This is a genomic window from Bartonella queenslandensis AUST/NH15, from assembly GCF_000312585.1.
In the GTDB taxonomy this organism is placed as follows: Bacteria; Pseudomonadota; Alphaproteobacteria; order Rhizobiales; family Rhizobiaceae; genus Bartonella; species Bartonella queenslandensis_A.
Window position 1 is genome coordinate 1 of sequence record NZ_HE998040.1, and the last position, 1,048, is coordinate 1,048.

Annotated in this window: 2 protein-coding genes; both read right to left on the reverse strand. The window is 36.5% G+C overall.

What is annotated here, in order from left to right:
* Nucleotides 1–586, reverse strand: a 586-nt coding sequence (locus tag BN338_RS13320; RefSeq protein WP_341872028.1) for an MFS transporter, incomplete at its 3' end; no start/stop codon positions are given.
* Between the two features lie 53 nt (nt 587–639).
* Complete coding sequence (locus BN338_RS13325) at nt 640–873, reverse strand: hypothetical protein (protein WP_244427650.1); 234 nt, start codon at nt 871–873, stop codon at nt 640–642.
* Nucleotides 874–1,048: the final 175 nt, after the last annotated feature.

The following is a 1,048-nucleotide window of genomic DNA, read 5'->3' on the forward strand; positions in this document are numbered from 1 at the left end:
TGTGCAAGATTAATTGTATAAAGGCTCGCTGATACACCCCCCCCAGAAGAAACAGATCAAACATTAAAATCCATGGATATTGAATAATCCATGGTACTATAAAAGTTTCCACAAAACCTAAGATAGTGCAACCTATCAGCGGATAACGTTGATCTTTGGCGTAGTCGCTTATCATGCTGATAGGAATTAAAAGGAAAATATTCCCAAGTGCAAGGATTGCCATAAAGTGTGCTGCTTCTTCATTCTTATTGTAACCAATGGATAAACTAAAAGGCATCATAAGAGTTAATACGCCCATTTGAATGGCCCCGTAAACAAGAACCGCCATCATTGCACTTGGAACGCGAAAAAGATAACGAAAAAATGGTGTATATTGATTTTTTTGAAATTCTGGACTTAATTTCCAAGCAGCAAGAATTGGTATAGCAGCAAGTATAATAAGGCTATAGCCAACACCAAAAGGAATAAATCCTTGTGTTCCAACTTTTGCTAGCAGCGCTAGACCTATCACAAACCCTAACCCTGAGACAATAGCGTAAATAGAAAGAACTAAACCACGTTTTTTGGGGGGAGCATAACTGTTGATCCAAAACTCTTACAGGATAAACATAACCGTCACGGTGAAATGTAATATAAACTTTAAAATGAACAAAATCCATATGGGATCAAAAAAAATAGAATCCTAAAAAACTTAAAGATCCTATCGCCATCATGAATAGTATTGATTTGAGTAATGCCTAAGCATAAGGCAATTCGAGACGTAAAAATAACTGCAATAATTGTGGCGATTCCACCAACTGTTCCACTATAGCCAATCGTACTGTTGGAAAGTCCTTTCTCTGCTATAAGAAGAGAGACAAGTTGTGTTCCCATTGCTAATGCTGTTCCAACAGTGCCAATGGTTGCAATAGTGGCAATAAGTGCACGAAAAGAATTATTTTGAGAATCAAATTTTTTTCATGAGAATGGTATGAGGTACTTTTATTTATTCAAATAACGAAAAGGCGAGCTGAAATGAAAGAAAGATCAACCCCACTTTTGTAGATTC